A 16,998-nucleotide genomic window follows, 5' to 3' on the forward strand; every position below is an offset into this window, starting at 1 on the left:
AAAAGGCGCGGGATAGTACAATCAAGAATATAATTGAACTATCTCAAATGAAAGATGAAAAAGATTCACAGAGAATCGGGCGTCTCCGAACCAGTAAAGACGGAAGGAGGCTTTGGGCATGACGCTTTTTTCCTACGAGATCTTTGATGCCGTGGCCCGGCAGGGCAGCTTCAACAAGGCGGCACAGCAGCTGCACCTGACCCCATCGGCCATCAGTCACGCCATTGCCGTAATGGAGGAGGAGCTGGGCTTTGCTCTGTTCAACCGCGGCAAGAACGGCGTATCCATGACCAGCTACGGCGCATCCCTGTACCCCTCTATTCGCGATGTGCTCAACAGCGACGAGGCCCTCAAGCAGAGCATCGCCCGCCTGAACGGCCTGGAAAAGGGCAAGGTGAAGCTGGGCGTATTCAACTCGGTGTGTGCTTCGCTGCTGCCGGGCCTGCTCAAAAGCTTTATGACCCACTACCCGCAGATCGAGATCGAGGTGTATCAGGGCACCTACGATGATGTAAAGGAATGGCTGCGAACCGGTCAGGTGGATATCGCGTTCCTTTCCTCCACCTGCCGTGAAGAGTTCAACCTCACCGAGCTGTTCCGCGAGCCGCTGCTGTGCATCGTGCCGCAGGACTGGCCCGAACCGGAAAACGGCGTGATGACTCCCGCCCTGATGAACGGCCAAAGCTTCGTTGTGCAGTGCGATGCCACCGATGCTGAGATGCGCCAGTTCCTGAAAAAATATAAGATCGGCACCGAGCGCCGCTGCCATGTCATCGACGACCAGTCCAACATCGCCATGGTGGAAGCAGGTCTGGGCATTTCCATCATGCCGCAGATGCTGCTGCGCGACTGCAAGGCTGCGATCAAGATCTATCCCATCGAGCCAGAGGAAGACCGTGTGGTGGGCCTGGCTGTGCAGCGCCCCGCCGCAATGGCCCCAGCAGTGGAACAGATGTTCCACCACATCGTGGACTACTGCAGACAGATCGAGCTGAGGTGAGCCGGACACCCTTATACTATACCATAAAACAGTCTGTGTGTGGAGCATGGGCTGTTTTTTATTAAAAAAGAGCGATTGTATCAGCGTGCAAAATCCGCTATACTTAGAAAAACAGACTGGTTTTATGCAGAAGCCTTGATTGGAGCAGAAAGATGAAGACCATAAAACGACGTGCCTTTTGCAAGGCGGCAGCAGCTGCCGTGGCAGGCGTGCTGGCCCCGCACGCGGCGGCAGAGGCTTTGCTGCCGCAGGCTGTGGTGGGCAGCGCGGTGCCGGAGGATTACTACTCCTTTGCCTTCCGCAGCGACCACAGCGAAACAGATCTCTCCCACGATTTTTATTATACAGATGCCTTTTTTGAGAACACGGCGCTGCAGTACAGCCACAAGCTGGCACTGGCAACGCTGGGCCTTGTGGCGGCAAGCGGCAGCACCTACAAGAGCGATGCGCTTTACTGGGTGGAGGGTGAAGCGGGCCGTGAGGACAGCATTGCGGATGCCTACCAGAAGCTTGGCTTTGCCAATGCGGTCTATGTGGGCTACCAGTGCAGTCTGAACACCCCGGTGGATACTGCGGGCTGTGCTTTTGCGCAGAAAACACTGGTACAGGATGGCCAGCGCACCACCATTATTGCTGCCATGCTGCGCGGTGTCGGCTATGGTGCCGAGTGGGCCAGCAACCTGCATGTGGGCGAAGGCGGCGGGCACTATGGCTTTGTGACAGCAGCAGAGCATTTTTTTGAGGATCTGCAGGACTACCTGAAAAAAGCCGAGGCTGCAGCGGGAACGCTGGGCACCATCAAGCTCTGGCTGGGCGGCTACAGCCGCGGCGCGGCTGTGGCAAACCTGACGGCGGCGCGCATCCGGCAGCAGCTGCCGCAGATCGCGCAGGAAAATACCTTTGTTTACACCTTTGCCGCACCGGCGGCACTGACGGCAGCGGATCGCCCGGATCTGCAGGCGGACTACGACAACGACCACACTGCAGACGGCGGACTGAAAACGGATTGGGATGTAAGCAATATCTTCAACATCATTTCCAGCGGCGACATCGTGGCCCGCGTGATGCCGGAAGAGTGGGGCTACCACCGCAACGGAAACGACCGCTTTCTGCCCTCCACGGCGTACCAGAACGAGCTGGATGATCTGAGCATCATCGAGAGCCGGATGGGCGGCGTGCCGCTGCGGTTCGACCAGCTGGCGACAAAGGAAGATGTGGATTCGGTGGTCGCGGCGGCTCTGGCGTTCTGCAAAAGCGCTGCAAATTACCACGAAAAATATGAAGCTGCCTTTATGGATATGCTGCAGTGTGCCTTTACCCTCTCGGAGAAAGAGGTAGCCGAGGGCGTGATCCTGGACGATGAAGCTGTGACGGAACGGCTGCGCAGCATGGAGAACATCCGCAAAATGTCGTGGACGAAGGTGCTGCGCTGCGTGATGACGGCTTCGGCCATGAGTCGACCCATTCTGGAGCAGGTGGGGGCCATCGTGCCGCTGCGGGCGCAGCAGGTGGTGGTGCCGGTGCTGGCGGTGGGTCTGTGCTACGAGGTGGAGAGCGATGTGCTGAAGCTGCTGGTGTACTACATCCTCAGCCTGATGAGCGTGAACAGCCCGGCAGACAGCGTTCTGCGTGCGGCATTTTGCCACTACCCGGAAAACTACATCACCCTGATGGAATATTACGACCCCGCCGAGCACGGCATGGAAGCCTATACCCGAAAATAAAACCTCCGGAAATAAAAAAGAGGGGCTGTTGCAAAATAAAAATGCGATAGCAGCTTGCACAAAGGAATAGCGCAAAATCAGAAACCCGGAACCCTTTTTGAGCCATTTTGGCCCTGAGAAGGTTCCGGGTTTTTATAATTTTCCGGCGCAAGACCGGGCTGCCACTCAAACGCCCCGCTGGGGCGTTCGTTGCTTCGCAAACGCGGTCTTGTTGGGGCGTGCGGAGCCACAAACCCTGCTTCTTACTATTTGGAAATTACATGATTATGCACCACTGGGTCCACGAGAACTGACGCTCATCGGAGGCATAGAACTATAAAAAGATTGGCCGTTCACAGTGTTTTGAGTCAACCCAATCAAATCGATCAACTGGCTCTCGTTATAGCGCTCTTGACAGTTATCCAGCACAGCGCATTGGCAGCTATATACACCACTATCGTTAGAGACAACTCCCCACCATTCAAGGTCTGCCAAAAGTTTTCCAATCTTCTTGCGGTCAAAGCGTATTTCTTTTTCCAAAAGGGACGAGCAAATTTGTGGAGCAGACATCGGTTTTTGCTTTAATAGGAGAGCTAATGCTAATTCCTGTCCATGCAAACGGTGAAGCAAAAGACCTCTGCGAACCCAAATGTTCGATGCTTTTTTCATAGCAAATGCCTCCTTTTTTAGATAGCTCGTTCACTTAAAATACGATTGATGTCCATTTGAAATTGCGCTCATTCACAATTGTTATGTTGACGTGAGTATATCATATTACACAATAAAAGACTACTGTTATATATCAGAACTTGCCCTTTTTCCTGCGTACGTGCGTACCGACCATGTACGGACGTACGCAGCGATTGACCCGAAACGCACAATATAGGGGGATGCAAAACAAAAGGCAGGGCAACACCGCTATGGTGATACCCTGCCTTTGTTTATTGCTGTTCGAGTTCTGTACCGCCCACCACATTCCCAGACCGAATGGTCGGGCGACACCTTTCTTGGTAGACATTCCTAGCCGTTGGGAACCGCGCACTAACAAACACCCCACTGGGGTGTTTGCTGTCCCGCCTGCGGCGGTGCCGTGCTGTTCGAGTTCTGTACCGTCCACCACGAAAAAAGTCCCCAGACCTTTTGGTCTGGGGACTCGTGGTGGAGCATTGTCCACAGCACTCGAACCCAACACTTCCTCACGGGTGACCGTTTTGGCATCATCCGTGAAGTTGAAATTGAGTACGACCCGGTCATCAAAGACGTAGACCGAGTTGACAAAGGTATCAATGATCTGCCGCTGGTGTTCCGTGCTGCCCACGTCACCCTTGCGGAATTTTTCAAGCCAGAACCGAATCCACTCACGGGTCAGGACGGGCTTTTTCAGCTCTTCTTCCAGAATGCTGGTGTTCAGGGCTTCTTTCCGGGCTTCCAGCTCGTCCAACCGCTGCTTGGTGGTCGAGGTCAGGATGCCCTGTTCAATGGCTTCCAGAAGGTTTGCGAGCCGTTTCTCCGTATCCCGGAGCTGCTCTTTCAGAACAGGCAGCCGGGTGTTCTCCTGCTGCTGGGCTTCCATGACCAAATCTATCAGCCGTTCGGTAATTTCATCGCTGAAGATCACCTTAATGGCAGTGTCCACCACGAACCGTTCCAGCGGCTCTTTGCGGATGGCTTTCAGATCGCAGTGCGCCTTGCCGTGGCGTTTGGCTTTGCCGCACTTGTAGTAATAGTAGGTGTTTCCCATGTGGCTTGTGCCGCTTTCGCCGCCCATCAGGGTGCCGCACTTGCCGCAGAACAGCTTGGTGGTCAGCAGATAGCTCACATCCTCTTTTGCGGGGCGACCGTGGGCAATCTTGTTCTGCTCGAAACGTTGCTGCACCCGGTTGAACAAGTCCTCGTCCACGATGGCCGGAATGCCGCCTGGCGTCACGATGTCCTTGTAGCGGTATTCGCCGATGTAGCGGCGGTTGCGGAAGATCTGGAAGAAGCTGTTCTTCACGAACGGCTTTCCGGTGCGGGTACGCAGGCCGCGCTCGTTCAGGGATGCCGCAATCTTCTCAGCCGGTTCGCCGTCGGCATACCGGGTGAAGATTTCTTGCACGATGGGAGCCGTCTCCGGGTCGATATGGTACAGCCTGTCCTCCTTGCCAATGGTGAAGCCCAGCGGCACCACACCGCCGTTGTACTTGCACTGGAGGGCGTTTTCGCGCTCACCGCGCGCCACTTTCAGGGCGAGTTCGGCGGAATAGTATTCCGCCATGCCAATCAGCATACTCTCCACCATAATGCCTTCAGGCCCCTGCGAGATGGGTTCCATGGCAGACACCAGATGGACACCGTTCTTTTCCAGCTGGTACTTGTAGTTCACGGCATCGAACCGATTCCGGGCAAAGCGGTCGAGCTTCCAGACCAGAACCACATCGAAGATTTTCTTCGCGCTGTCCTTGATCATCCTCTGGAAGTCTGGACGGTCATCCGTCTTGGCAGAGTAGGCACGGTCGATGTAGGTGCCGACCACTGTAATACCGTTCTTCTCGGCGTAGTCCTTGCAGTCGCGCAGTTGTCCTTCAATGGACGCTTCTCGCTGGCTGTCAGATGAATAGCGGGCGTAGATCACGGCGGTCATGGTTGCACCTCCTTGGCGTGTATTCGACTTGCCTTTATAGTATCGGGTCAAGCGCAGCTTGTCAACAATCTGCGAGCAGATTGAAATGTGAAAATTACGAAACGCAGCGAAAAAGGGGAGAGCAAGAATCGTCCCGTGGCCACAAATTTTCAATTCTTGAAAATGTTGTGCCCTTCCGGGACTGCACTTCTGCGACGCTCCCGCGTTTTTGAAGTGTTCTTGTTGGGGCGTACCTGCCCCAAACCCTGCTTCTGAGGTTACGACAAACGGGAATTTAGTTGGTTGATTATTCTTCGTTATCCTTTTGAGATTCATCACTTTCCCTATTTCGATTTTGACCATCGAGAGCAGACCCTATGCCTACACCAAGCGCTAAACCGACAAGCATATAGAGTGGAATATTGTTGGTTACTACACCAATAGCCGCACCGATAGAAATTCCTATGCTCATAAAAGTCGGTAAATAGTGAGGCTTATCATCTTTTTTATTTTTCATATAGCTATACATTCCTTTCCAAATTATAAGATTTATTGAGTGTCGTTATCAAAATGATTGCAGCAAAAGACTCAATACATAACTAACGATTGCTCCTACTGCAGCACTTCCGATAAACCATAAAACCTTTTGATAAGGACGTTTGCCGTATTCTCTGGCGCTCTGGATTTCATCCAGCCTTTTACCTTCACAAAATGCTACGATTTCTTTATATGTTTGAACATCATTGTCCTTTTTTATTCGTTCAACCTTTGCTGCAAAATACATGGCAGCTAAAGCAATGACACACCAAAGGATCAATGCCCATTTATTACCAATGTAAAATAACGGAGCTGCCGAAATAACAGCAATAACGAGAAAAACCGTATAGATTGCGCCATAGTGATTGAGTTTTTTGATTTCCTCTTGTTTGATTACTTCTTTCATAGTATCAATATCTCCTTTGATTAGTTTATCAAGTGAGATTTGAAAGATTTCACTCAGTAATACCAAGCTGGTTACATCTGGATAGCTTTTGTCATTTTCCCAATTTGAGATTGTTTGCCTTGAAACATAAACATGATCGGCTAACTCCTCTTGAGACAGTTGTAACTCTTGGCGATATTTTTTTATTTGCTTTCCGAGTTCCATCTCTTCACCTCCTTGCATACTCATACTAATCAAAAGATTGTATTTTCGCAATCAAAGGACATTGACATCTGTGTTTTCCGTGTGTCAAAGGTCTTTTACATACCGTTAACTTCCGATTTGTTGAGCCGAGTATACCATACTACCAGCTGAAAGAACACCCCTATATGTCAGAACTTTCCCTTTTTTCTGCGTACGTGCGTACCGGCCATGTACGGACGTACGCAGCGATTACCCCCAAACGCGCCATATAGGGGGACGATCAAGTTCGCACAAAGCGAACTTGATTCCGCAAAGCAAAAGGCAGGATACCACCGTCATGGTGATACCCTGCCTTTGCTCGTTTACTGTTCCGAGTAGTCCTTTCGCAGAACCTTCTGTAAACAAAAAACGTACCCGAACCCTTTTTCGTAAAGAATCGGGTTCGAGTACGAACTGTATGGTGGACGGTACAGGACTCGAACCTGTGACCTCCTGCACGTCAAGCAGATGCTCTACCAGCTGAGCTAACCGTCCATATTCTGTTTTGCCGAAATCAGCTTGATTATATTACCATACCTTCTGCCAAAAAGCAAGTGCTTTTTCAAAAATTGTAAAACTTTTTTAAAGGCAGGGGCGCTGACTGCCCTTTTTACGCGCCAGCGCACATTTGGCGGCGGCATGCGAAAGGTTTTCTGTTGCTCACACTGTTTTGTTGTGATATAATAATAAAGTTATAATAGGAATAGTATCGGAAGGTATTTGCAGCATGAGAGTTTTGGGCATCGACCCCGGCTACGCCATCGTGGGCTGGGGCGTGGTGGATTACGCAGGCAACCGGTTTGCGCCGGTGGATTTCGGTGCGGTGTGCACCGACGCGGGCGTGCCGTTCGAGCGCCGTCTGGACGAGGTGTATGCAGGCATCAAAGAGGTGATCGAGCGCACCCGGCCCGAGGTGCTTGCCATCGAAAAGCTGTTCTACCAGCACAATCAGACCACGGTCATCGGCGTGGCAGAAGCCCGCGGCGTGATCCTGCTGGCGGCAGCGCAGGCAGGCCTGCCCATCTACGAGTACACCCCCATGCAGGTAAAGCAGGCTGTTACCGGTTACGGCAAGGCCGTGAAAAAGCAGGTGCAGGAGATGACCCGCGTGCTGCTGCATCTGCCCGCCGTGCCAAAGCCGGACGATACCGCCGATGCGCTGGCAATGGCCATCACCTTCTGCCACACCAACGGCAACCAGCTCAACCGCTTTGTCCGCCGTGTGGCCGGGCCGATCTGACCCTCTCACCGGTTCCGTCTGCCTGCAGCGGCACGGCACCGGAGTTCTCCCGAAGGGCGAGCTGAACAGAGGAAAATTGGCCGACACAGAAACGGAGAGGGTTTTAAATGATCTACTGTCTGACAGGAAAAATCGTCAAAAAAAACATGAACGCAGTGGTGCTCAGCTGCGGCGGTGTAGGCTACTATGCCCAGTGCCCGGCCAGCGTGGCCGGGGCCTTGCCCGGCGTGGGCAAGGAAGCCACCATCTACACCGTGATGAGCGTCACCGAGAACGACGTGAGCCTTTACGGCTTTGCCACCGAGGAGCAGCAGGCCTGCTTTGAGATGCTGACCGCCGTGTCCGGCGTGGGGCCTAAGGTGGGTCTTGCCATCCTGAGCGTGATGGAGCCGGACCGCGTGGCACTGGCGATCTCGGCGGGGGACCACAAGGCGTTCAAGGCGGCTTCCGGTGTGGGCCCCAAGCTTGCACAGCGCATCGTGCTGGAGCTGAAGGATAAGGTCGCCAAGGGCTTTGTGGACGGCATCTCGCTGGAGGATGTGGCAGGTGCTTTTGCCGACACACAGGCTTCTCAGGGCAGCAGTCAGGCCATTGCGGCGCTGGTGTCGCTGGGGTACAGCCAGAGCGAAGCAGCGCTTGCCGTTTCCAAGATCGACGCGGCATTGCCCGTGGAAGAGATCATCAAACTGGCCTTGCGCAGCATGGCAGGCAGGAGGTAAAGAATGCAGGACGAAACTGCGCTGTACGGCGCAAAAATGATGCAGCCCGGCATGACGGCGGCGGACAGCGAGGAAAACAACCTCCGCCCGCAGCATCTGGAAGACTACATCGGGCAGGAAAAGGTCAAGCAGAACCTGAAGATCTATCTGGAAGCCGCCAAGCGGCGCGGGGAGCCCATGGACCACATCCTGCTCTACGGCCCGCCGGGTCTGGGCAAGACCACACTGGCAGGCATCATTGCCAACGAAATGGGCGTACAGATCCGCATCACCAGCGGCCCGGCCATTGAAAAGCCCGGCGACCTTGCCGCCCTGCTCACCAATCTGCAGGAGGGCGATGTACTGTTCATCGACGAGATCCACCGCCTGTCCCGTCAGGTGGAAGAGGTGCTGTATCCGGCACTGGAAGACTATGCGCTGGATATCATGATCGGCAAAGGCCCCAGCGCCCAGAGCATCCGCATCAACCTGCCGCGGTTCACGCTGGTGGGTGCCACCACCCGTGCAGGCCAGATCACCGGCCCCCTGCGCGACCGCTTTGGCGTGCTGCTCAAGCTGGAGCTGTACAGCCCGGATGAACTGAGCAAGATCATCCAGCGCTCGGCAGGCATCCTCGACCAGCCCATCACGCCGGAAGGCGCTTACGAGCTGGCCAAGCGCAGCCGCGGCACGCCCCGCGTGGCAAACCGCTTTTTGAAGCGCATCCGCGACTTTGCCACCGTGCTGGGCGACGGCATCATCGACCGGGATGTGGCCCTGATGGGCCTCAAGCGGATGGACGTGGACGCACTGGGTCTGGACGAACTGGACCGCAGTATGCTGCGTGCGATCATTGAAATGTACAACGGCGGCCCGGTGGGTCTGGAAACGCTGGCGGCGGCCCTCGGCGAGGAATCCGTCACGCTGGAAGACCTGTGTGAGCCGTATCTGATGCAGATGGGCTTTCTGACCCGGACGCCCCGGGGCCGCTGCGCAACGCGGCTAGCCTATGAACATCTGGGCCTGAAAGCGCCGGAGGCCGCTGCGCCCGAGGACAACGGGCAGCAGAGTTTGTTCTGAGAGAAACGGGCTTGCCCTCTCAGTCTCACTTCGTTCGACAGCTTATTCCCCCTTTTGGCTTCGCCATTTTCCCCCGGCCGGGGGAGGTGGCACGAAGTGCCAGAAGGGGAACAAGGTGGCATCGCGCAGCGATGACGGAGAGGGCGAGGATGCTTACAATATTAAAACTTGCTTCTTTCTATAGAAAGTGGGGTATTATTATGGGAAAATATTTTGGAACCGATGGTGTGCGCGGTGTTGCAGGCGCAGACCTGACCTGTGAGCTGGCAATGAAGATCGGCCGCGGCGCTGCTGCGGTGCTGACCGGCAGCACCGGCCACCGTCCGCGCATCCTGATCGGCAAGGACACCCGCCAGTCCGGTGATATGCTGGAAGCAGCCCTGACCGCCGGTCTGTGCAGCGTGGGTGCGGATGTGGAAAGTCTGGGTGTTCTGCCCACGCCCGCTGTGGCCTATCTGGTGGGTAAGTACAATGCCGATGCCGGCATCGTGATCTCTGCCTCCCACAATCCGATGGAGTTCAACGGCATCAAGATCTTTGCCGGTACCGGCTATAAGCTGCCGGACGAGGTGGAGAACCAGATCGAAGCCTACATCGACAACGATTGCGCGGGCATTGAGCTGAAGACCGGTGCCGAGGTGGGCCGTGTTTACCGCCGCGACGACGGCCTGCAGGACTATGTGGATCACCTGTATGAGTCCATCCACGGCGACCTGACCGGCCTGAGGGTCTGCATCGACTGTGCAAACGGTGCTTCTGCCGCTGTGGCGCAGAAGCTGTTCCCCCGGCTGGGCGCAGACTGCACCTTCATCGGCATTGAGCCTGACGGCCAGAACATCAACAAGGGCGTGGGCAGCACCCATCTGGAAAATCTGGAAAAGGCTGTTGTAGAGGGCGGCTTTGACTGCGGCATTGCCTTTGATGGCGATGCCGACCGCTGCCTTGGCTGCGACGAAAAGGGTCAGGAGATGGACGGCGACAAGATCATTGCCCTGCTGGCCATGACCATGAAGGAAAAAGGCCGTCTGGACGGCGACACCGCCGTGGTTACGGTCATGTCCAATCTGGGCTTCATCAAATATATGGAGAGTCAGGGCATCAACACCGAAAAGACCGCCGTGGGCGACCGCTACGTGCTGGAAAACATGCGCGAGAACGGATTTGCCATCGGCGGCGAGCAGAGCGGCCATGTCATCCTGCTGCACCATGCCACCACCGGCGACGGTGAGCTGACCGCCGGCAAGCTGCTCAAGCTGCTGGCTGAAAGCGGCAAGAAGATGAGCGAACTGAACGGCATCTACGCCCAGTATCCGCAGGTGCTGGTGAATGTGACCGCCAACGCCGCCCAGAAAAAAGCCTACAAAGAGGACGAAGTTCTGGCCGGTTTCATTGAGAACGAGCAGCAGAAGCTTATGGGCATGGGCCGCGTGCTGGTGCGGGTGTCCGGCACCGAGCCGAAGATCCGCGTGATGGTGGAGGGCCAGGATCTGGATGCCATCCACCGCTGCGCCGACCGCATCGTGGATAAGATCAACAAGCGCATTCTAGGCCAGTAAGAAACGGATAAAAGAGAAGGGAGGACGCTATGCGCCCTGCAGATACCTGGAAAGACTATGAACTGCTGGATGCCACCGACGGCAACCGTCTGGAGCGCTGGGGTGAGACCATCCTCATCCGCCCGGACCCGCAGGTGGTGTGGAAAACGCCCAAGCAAAGCCCGCTGTGGGCAAAGGCAGATGCTGTTTATCACCGCTCCAATCAGGGCGGCGGCGAGTGGGAGTACAAGCGCCGTCTGCCCGAGAAGTGGAAGATCAGCTGCGGCGAGGGCGAGGATAAGCTCACCCTCATCGTCAGCCCCACCGGCTTCAAGCACACCGGCGTGTTCCCGGAGCAGGCTGTCAACTGGGCATGGTACGCCAAAAAGATCCGTGCCGCAGGCCGCCCGGTAAAGGTGCTGAACCTGTTCGGCTACACCGGCGGTGCCACGCTGGCCTGTGCGGCGGCAGGTGCCACCGTCTGCCATGTGGATGCCTCCAAGGGCATCGTGGCGTGGGGTAAGGACAATGCTGCGGCAAGCGGCCTTGCCGACCGGCCCATCCGCTGGCTGGTGGACGACTGTGCCAAGTTCGTTGCGCGGGAAAAACGCCGCGGCAACACCTACGACGGCATCATCATGGACCCGCCCAGCTACGGGCGCGGCCCCGGCGGTGAGATCTGGAAGCTGGAGGACTGCATCTACGATCTCATCAGCCAGTGCGAAGAGGTGCTGAGCGATACGCCGCTGTTTTTTGCAGTGAACAGCTACACCACCGGCCTGTCCCCGGCGGTCATGGAGTATATGCTCAAAACAACGCTGGTGCCCCGCTTTGGCGGGCAGACCTCCTGCGACGAGATCGGCCTGCCGGTGTCCGCCACCGGCGGCGTAGTGCCCTGTGGCGCAACTGCCATCTGGGAAGAATAAAAGAGGTAAACGGGCTCGCCCTCTCAGCTTCGCGTTGCTCAGCAGCTCCCCCAAAGGGGGAGCCCTTGGCAAAACCGGAAACTTTGCCGTACTGCCAAGGCCTCTCCCTTTGAGGAAAGACTTCCCCCGCGCCGGGGGAAGATGTCACCGCAGGTGACAAAAGGGGGAGTGTGGCATCGCGCAGCGATGACGGAGAGGGCGAGGCCGCTAAAAATAAACAAGCAATCAATTTCAATAGAATGGGGTACAGCCCCTTTCAGAGGGGCGCACCACCAGAAAGAGAAACACAAATGGAAGAGACGATTTTAACAGCACAAAATCTGAAATTCCGCTACGACAGCGACCAGCCGGTTTACGCACTGGACGGTGTCTCAACGGAAGTAAAGCGCGGCGAATTTGTGGCCGTGCTGGGTGCCAACGGCTGCGGCAAGTCCACGCTGGCAAAGCACTTCAACGCGATCCTGCTGCCGGAGAGCGGCAAGGTCTACGTGGAGGGCATGGACACCGCAGACGACGACAAGCTCTATGATATCCGCCAGACCGTGGGCATGGTGTTCCAGAACCCGGACAACCAGATCGTTGCCACCGTGGTGGAGGAAGACGTTGCCTTTGCACTGGAAAACCTCGGTGTGCCGCCCGAAGAGATGCGCCGCCGCGTGGACGACTCCATGAAGATGGCCGGCATCTATGAGTACCGCGAGCGCGCACCCCACAACCTTTCCGGCGGCCAGAAGCAGCGCGTTGCCATTGCAGGCGTTGTTGCCATGCGGCCGGACTGCCTGATTTTAGACGAAGCCACCGCCATGCTGGACCCCCGGGGCCGTGAGCAGGTGATGCAGACCATCCACTACCTGAACAGGAACATGGGCATCACCGTGGTGTCCATCACCCACTATATGGAGGAAGCTGCGCAGGCAGACCGTGTGCTGGTGATGAGCAAGGGCCATGTGGTGATGGAGGGCACCCCCAAAGAGGTGTTCAGCCAGACCGAGAAGGTGCGCTCCCTGCATCTGGATGTGCCGCAGGCTGCAGAGCTGCGGGACGAGCTGGTAAAGGCCGGCATCCCGATGCCGGAGGGCATCATCGACACCGGCGAATGCGCACAGGCTCTGTACGAGCTTTTGCAGTAAGGGGGGCAGACGCAAATGGCAGATATCATCAAAGTAGAACATCTGAGCTACGTCTACAACCCCGGCATGCCCAACGCGGTCACTGCGCTGGACGATGTGAGCTTTACGGTGGAAGAGGGCGACTTTGTGGGCATCATCGGGGCCACCGGTTCCGGCAAGAGCACCCTCATCACCCACATGAACGGCCTGAACAAGCCTACCAGCGGCAAAATTTATATCGATGGCCGCGACCTGTGGGAAGACCCGGAGAAGATCCGGGACTTCCGCTTCCTCACCGGTCTGGTGTTCCAGTACCCGGAGTACCAGCTGTTCGAGGAGACCTGTTATAAAGATATCGCATTCGGCCCCAAGAACATGGGTCTGGACGAAGCCGAGATCGACCGCCGCGTGCATGAAGCCGCCGATTTCGTGGGCCTTGACCCGGCCCTGCTGGAGCGCAGTCCCTTTGAGCTTTCCGGCGGCCAGAAGCGCCGGGTGGCCGTGGCGGGCGTCATGGCCATGAAGCCCCGCATTCTGGTGCTGGACGAGCCTGCTGCGGGCCTTGACCCGGAGGGACGGGACGACATCCTCAGCGAAGTAAAGGAATACCACAAAAAGACCGGAACCACCGTGCTGCTGGTGTCCCACAGCATGGAGGACATTGCCAAGTACGCCAACCGTGTTCTGGTGATGAGCAATAAGAAAATTGCCATGTACGACACCGTGGAAAAAGTCTTTGCCCGCGCTCCGGAGCTGCTGGAGCTGGGGCTTTCCGTGCCGCAGGTGACGAAGATCTTCCTCAAGCTGCGGGAGATGGGCGTGGATGTGCCCGCTGATGTGTACACCATCCCCTATGCGGTCAAGATGATCCTGGAGGCCAAGCGCCGCCGGGAGGCAGGCGAGAGCCTTGTGCTCCCGCGGGAAGCAAAGAAGGAAGGAGGCGCTGCCGGATGCTGAGAGATATCACCATTGGCCAGCACTTCCCGGGCGACAGTCTGGTGCACCGGTTCGACCCGCGCCTGAAGCTGGTGCTGACCATCGCCTATATCGTGCTGCTGTTTGCAGCTTCCAATCCGCTGGGCCTTACCCTTTCCATCCTGTTTTTGGCAGTGATGTACAAGGTGGCAAAAATTCCCGGCAAAATGATTCTGAAGAGCCTGAAGCCCATCCTGCCCATCGTGATATTCACAGCGGTGCTGAACCTGTTCTTTGTGTCAGGCGAGGGCGAACCGCTGGTGCATATCTGGTTTTTGACCATTTATGCCGAGGGCGTGCGCTATGCTGTGCTGATGGCGGTGCGTGTCATGGCGCTCATCGCGGGCACCAGCCTGCTCACCTACACCACCAGCCCCATCGTGCTCACGGATGCCATCGAGCAGCTGCTCAAGCCCTTGGGCAAACTGCACTTCCCGGTGCACGAGCTGGCGATGATGATGAGCATTGCCCTGCGGTTCATCCCCACCCTCATTGAGGAGACGGACAAAATTATGAACGCCCAGAAGGCCCGCGGTGCCCAACTGGACACCGGAAAAATGACCGACCGGGTCAAGGCACTGGTGCCGGTGCTCATCCCGCTGTTCATTTCGGCCTTCCGCCGCGCGGACGAGCTGGCCATGGCCATGGAATGCCGCTGCTACCGGGGCGGTGACGGCCGCACCCGCCTGAAGGTGCTGCGCTGCGAAAAGCAGGATTATATCGACCTTGCCGTGTGCATCGCCTGCTTTGCGGTGATCCTTGCCTCCCGGCTGATGTTCCCGAATTTTTAAGGGAAGCAACCTCGCCCTCTCAGTCATTCGCTTTGCTCATGACAGCTCCCCCAAAGGGGGAGCCTTTGGCAGAACCGCGAACTTTACCGTACTGCCAAGGCCTCTCCCTTTGGGAGAGGTGGCACCGAAGGTGACGGAGAGGGCGAGCATGCCGATCATGAAAGAAAACACTTATGAACTTTTTACTTACCCTTGCCTACGACGGCACGAACTACTGCGGCTTTCAGGTGCAGCCCAATGGCCGCAGCGTGGCCAAAACCTTTCAGGACGCGCTGCAGGCCGTGCTGGGCAGCCGCCCCGATATCAAGGGCTGCAGCCGCACCGATGCGGGGGTGCACGCGCTGGGCTTCAAGCTCAACTTCCACGCCGATACCCGCATCCCGGCGGCAAAGCTCCCGCTGGCGCTGAACCAACATCTGCCGCCGGACATCCGGGTGCTGGACGCGCAGGTGGTGCCGGAGGATTTCCATGCCCGGTACGCGGCCCATACCAAAACCTATCTCTACCGCATCCACAACCACCCCATCGACTCGCCTTTTGACGCGGCTTATTACACCCGGGTGCCCCGGCATCTGGACGAAGCCAGAATGCAGGCGGCGGCGCAGCAGTTCGTGGGCAGGCACGATTTTCTGGCCCTGTGCGCGGCGGGCTCTTCCGCTGCAGCCCATGGCGATACCGTGCGCACCATCACGGACTGTCATGTTACCCGCAAGGGGGACGAGATCGACATTGAAGTGACCGCCGACGGCTACCTGTACAATATGGTGCGCATTCTGGCGGGCACTTTGTGCGAAGCAGGCGCAGGCCGGCTGGACCCGGCGGAAATTCCCGCCATTCTGGAAAGCCGTGACCGCAGCCGCGCCGGGCCGACCCTGCCCGCCAAGGGCCTGTTTTTGAAGTGTGTGGAGTATGATCTGTAAGGAGAACCATTCATGAGCAAAATTCGCCGCGGCGGACATTCCGCCGAAGGGGAGCCGCTTTCTGCCGGGCGCGTCGAATATCTGGAAGCCGCCCGGGCCCGGGTGCGCACACGGCGCATCCGCCGCACCGTCATCATCGTAGCGGTGCTGACCATCCTTGTCCTGTTTGCCACCGGCGCAGTGGGGTCTTCTATTGCGCGCGCAAAAGACCTTGTGGATACTGCCGTCATCGCGCTGGCACCAGCCGCAGGCTGGCCGCAGCAGACCGGCATCACCGACCCGGATGCGGTGGCGCAGATGTCCGGCAGCTTTGTGGAGATGGGCGGCGACAGCTGCGTGGTATACAGTCTTGGCGGCACCCGCCTGAACAGCATCCAAAGCGGCTATGCCCGCCCGGCCATTGCTGCAGGCAAGACCCGCTTTGTGCTGTACAACCGCTCCGGCAATGAGCTTCGGGTGGAAAGCCGCACCCAAAACCTTTATACCAAAACCATGGACAGCACCATCTCCCTGTGCGCCGTGGCAGATGCCGGACAGGTGGCTGTGGTGACCGACAGCACCGACAGCGTGGCAAAGCTGACCGTTTACAATTCCAGTATGCAGCAGCAGCTGGTGTGGAACCTGACCAGTGAGCAGGGCACTCCGCTGCGCATGGCCTTTGCGCCGGACAGCCGCCGCCTTGCCGTGGCCGCTGTATCGGCGGTGGGCGGCCAGCTGACCACGAACCTTTATGTACTGCCCCTCTCGCAGGGCGACCCAGTATGCCTTGGCTCCGAGAACAGTGTGCCCCAGTGGATGGGCTGGATGTCCAACGGCTTTTTGCTGGTGCTTTATGAGAACCGCGCCGTGCTGTACAACACGAGCGGCGGCAGCGCAGGCGAACGCGCCAGCTACGATTTTGGCGGCGGCACCCTCGTCAGCGTGTCCAACACCAGTAACGGTGCAGCCCTGCTGTTGAGCAATGGCCAGACCAGCACGGCGGTGCTGCTGGACGGGGAGCTGACCGTGGGTTACAGCGGCAGCGTGCTCTCGGCCAGCCAGATCATCCGGGCAAAGAACGACGGCTTCTACCTGCTCACCGACAGCACGGTGGAGCGCTTCAACAGTGTGGGCGAGTTCCAGTGGAGCCAGTCGCTTTCGGCCCGGCCCCGGGCACTGATCGAGGGCAAGCAGATCATGGTGCTCAGCGGCAACACTGTGCAGGTGGTCACACCGCCGGAGCAGACAGCTTCCAGCGGACAGTGATTTTTGGGT

General features: G+C 57.2%; 15 protein-coding genes, 1 tRNA gene and 1 pseudogene. 12 read left to right on the plus strand and 5 right to left on the minus strand.

The window, feature by feature from the left end:
* The first annotated feature begins 118 nt into the window (after window positions 1–118).
* Window positions 119–1,000, plus strand: a complete 882-nt coding sequence (locus DW937_RS06210) for a LysR family transcriptional regulator (RefSeq protein WP_005943485.1) — start codon at window positions 119–121, stop codon at window positions 998–1,000.
* Window positions 1,001–1,152: 152 nt separating this feature from the next.
* Window positions 1,153–2,724, plus strand: coding sequence for a lipase (locus DW937_RS06215; RefSeq protein WP_120120441.1), 1,572 nt, complete (start codon window positions 1,153–1,155; stop codon window positions 2,722–2,724).
* Between the two features lie 264 nt (window positions 2,725–2,988).
* On the opposite strand, the gene DW937_RS06220 is transcribed toward DW937_RS06215, so the two are convergent.
* The 5 genes and pseudogenes from DW937_RS06220 to DW937_RS06240 all read right to left on the minus strand — a co-directional run bounded on the left by DW937_RS06220 (window position 2,989) and on the right by DW937_RS06240 (window position 6,965).
* Complete coding sequence (locus tag DW937_RS06220) at window positions 2,989–3,372, minus strand: hypothetical protein (RefSeq protein ID WP_097776957.1); 384 nt, start codon at window positions 3,370–3,372, stop codon at window positions 2,989–2,991.
* Window positions 3,373–3,859: 487 nt separating this feature from the next.
* Window positions 3,860–5,326 (minus strand): annotated as a pseudogene (locus tag DW937_RS06225) (recombinase family protein); the annotation flags it as partial.
* Window positions 5,327–5,612: 286 nt separating this feature from the next.
* The gene (locus tag DW937_RS06230; RefSeq protein WP_117477165.1) at window positions 5,613–5,822 is read right to left on the minus strand and encodes an AtpZ/AtpI family protein; all 210 of its coding nucleotides are present in this window, start codon (window positions 5,820–5,822) and stop codon (window positions 5,613–5,615) included.
* 48 nt (window positions 5,823–5,870) lie between these two features.
* Window positions 5,871–6,452: a helix-turn-helix transcriptional regulator gene (locus tag DW937_RS06235; protein ID WP_117505945.1), complete on the minus strand. Its 582-nt coding sequence runs from the start codon at window positions 6,450–6,452 to the stop codon at window positions 5,871–5,873.
* A 437-nt stretch (window positions 6,453–6,889) separates the two neighbouring features.
* Window positions 6,890–6,965 (minus strand) — tRNA-Val (locus DW937_RS06240).
* Window positions 6,966–7,197: 232 nt separating this feature from the next.
* On the opposite strand from DW937_RS06240, the gene ruvC reads away from it, so the two are divergent.
* The 10 genes from ruvC (at window position 7,198) to DW937_RS06290 (ending at window position 16,989) form a co-directional block, all read left to right on the plus strand.
* The gene (gene ruvC / locus DW937_RS06245; protein WP_005943476.1) at window positions 7,198–7,710 is read left to right on the plus strand and encodes a crossover junction endodeoxyribonuclease RuvC; all 513 of its coding nucleotides are present in this window, start codon (window positions 7,198–7,200) and stop codon (window positions 7,708–7,710) included.
* Window positions 7,711–7,817: 107 nt separating this feature from the next.
* Window positions 7,818–8,429 (plus strand): Holliday junction branch migration protein RuvA, encoded by a 612-nt coding sequence (ruvA, locus tag DW937_RS06250; protein WP_097776958.1) that lies wholly within the window; start codon window positions 7,818–7,820, stop codon window positions 8,427–8,429.
* Between the two features lie 3 nt (window positions 8,430–8,432).
* Entirely contained in the window at window positions 8,433–9,488 is a 1,056-nt protein-coding gene (gene ruvB / locus DW937_RS06255) for a Holliday junction branch migration DNA helicase RuvB (RefSeq protein WP_005943473.1), read from the plus strand.
* A 200-nt stretch (window positions 9,489–9,688) separates the two neighbouring features.
* Window positions 9,689–11,044, plus strand: coding sequence for a phosphoglucosamine mutase (glmM, locus tag DW937_RS06260; RefSeq protein WP_120120442.1), 1,356 nt, complete (start codon window positions 9,689–9,691; stop codon window positions 11,042–11,044).
* Between the two features lie 29 nt (window positions 11,045–11,073).
* Window positions 11,074–11,949 carry a class I SAM-dependent methyltransferase gene (locus tag DW937_RS06265; protein WP_097781215.1) on the plus strand — a complete coding sequence of 292 codons (876 nt, stop codon included), beginning with the start codon at window positions 11,074–11,076 and terminating at the stop codon, window positions 11,947–11,949.
* A 290-nt stretch (window positions 11,950–12,239) separates the two neighbouring features.
* A complete protein-coding gene (locus DW937_RS06270; protein ID WP_097776961.1) occupies window positions 12,240–13,079 on the plus strand; it encodes an energy-coupling factor transporter ATPase in 840 nt (279 codons plus the stop codon).
* Window positions 13,080–13,094: 15 nt separating this feature from the next.
* Window positions 13,095–14,015: an energy-coupling factor transporter ATPase gene (locus tag DW937_RS06275; protein WP_005943466.1), complete on the plus strand. Its 921-nt coding sequence runs from the start codon at window positions 13,095–13,097 to the stop codon at window positions 14,013–14,015.
* Window positions 14,009–14,824: an energy-coupling factor transporter transmembrane component T gene (locus tag DW937_RS06280; RefSeq protein WP_120120443.1), complete on the plus strand. Its 816-nt coding sequence runs from the start codon at window positions 14,009–14,011 to the stop codon at window positions 14,822–14,824. Before DW937_RS06275 ends, DW937_RS06280 begins: the two co-directional genes overlap by 7 nt.
* A gap of 173 nt (window positions 14,825–14,997) precedes the next feature.
* Window positions 14,998–15,744: a tRNA pseudouridine(38-40) synthase TruA gene (gene truA / locus DW937_RS06285; RefSeq protein WP_120120444.1), complete on the plus strand. Its 747-nt coding sequence runs from the start codon at window positions 14,998–15,000 to the stop codon at window positions 15,742–15,744.
* A 12-nt stretch (window positions 15,745–15,756) separates the two neighbouring features.
* The gene (locus DW937_RS06290; RefSeq protein WP_120120445.1) at window positions 15,757–16,989 is read left to right on the plus strand and encodes a DUF5711 family protein; all 1,233 of its coding nucleotides are present in this window, start codon (window positions 15,757–15,759) and stop codon (window positions 16,987–16,989) included.
* Window positions 16,990–16,998 lie beyond the last annotated feature (9 nt).

Source organism: Faecalibacterium sp. AM43-5AT (assembly GCF_003603345.1).
Taxonomy (GTDB): domain Bacteria; phylum Bacillota; class Clostridia; order Oscillospirales; family Ruminococcaceae; genus Faecalibacterium; species Faecalibacterium taiwanense.

Excerpts from the sequence above, each read along its gene's own strand:
- ruvC (WP_005943476.1), top strand. The coding sequence starts at position 7,198 with ATGAGAGTTTTGGGCATCGACCCCGGCTACGCCATCGTGGGCTGGGGC.
- glmM (WP_120120442.1), top strand. The coding sequence starts at position 9,689 with ATGGGAAAATATTTTGGAACCGATGGTGTGCGCGGTGTTGCAGGCGCA.
- ruvA (WP_097776958.1), top strand. The coding sequence starts at position 7,818 with ATGATCTACTGTCTGACAGGAAAAATCGTCAAAAAAAACATGAACGCA.
- DW937_RS06220 (WP_097776957.1), bottom strand. The coding sequence starts at position 3,372 with ATGAAAAAAGCATCGAACATTTGGGTTCGCAGAGGTCTTTTGCTTCAC.
- DW937_RS06270 (WP_097776961.1), top strand. The coding sequence starts at position 12,240 with ATGGAAGAGACGATTTTAACAGCACAAAATCTGAAATTCCGCTACGAC.
- DW937_RS06215 (WP_120120441.1), top strand. The coding sequence starts at position 1,153 with ATGAAGACCATAAAACGACGTGCCTTTTGCAAGGCGGCAGCAGCTGCC.
- DW937_RS06265 (WP_097781215.1), top strand. The coding sequence starts at position 11,074 with ATGCGCCCTGCAGATACCTGGAAAGACTATGAACTGCTGGATGCCACC.
- ruvB (WP_005943473.1), top strand. The coding sequence starts at position 8,433 with ATGCAGGACGAAACTGCGCTGTACGGCGCAAAAATGATGCAGCCCGGC.
- DW937_RS06275 (WP_005943466.1), top strand. The coding sequence starts at position 13,095 with ATGGCAGATATCATCAAAGTAGAACATCTGAGCTACGTCTACAACCCC.
- DW937_RS06290 (WP_120120445.1), top strand. The coding sequence starts at position 15,757 with ATGAGCAAAATTCGCCGCGGCGGACATTCCGCCGAAGGGGAGCCGCTT.
- truA (WP_120120444.1), top strand. The coding sequence starts at position 14,998 with ATGAACTTTTTACTTACCCTTGCCTACGACGGCACGAACTACTGCGGC.
- DW937_RS06210 (WP_005943485.1), top strand. The coding sequence starts at position 119 with ATGACGCTTTTTTCCTACGAGATCTTTGATGCCGTGGCCCGGCAGGGC.
- DW937_RS06230 (WP_117477165.1), bottom strand. The coding sequence starts at position 5,822 with ATGAAAAATAAAAAAGATGATAAGCCTCACTATTTACCGACTTTTATG.
- DW937_RS06235 (WP_117505945.1), bottom strand. The coding sequence starts at position 6,452 with ATGGAACTCGGAAAGCAAATAAAAAAATATCGCCAAGAGTTACAACTG.
- DW937_RS06280 (WP_120120443.1), top strand. The coding sequence starts at position 14,009 with ATGCTGAGAGATATCACCATTGGCCAGCACTTCCCGGGCGACAGTCTG.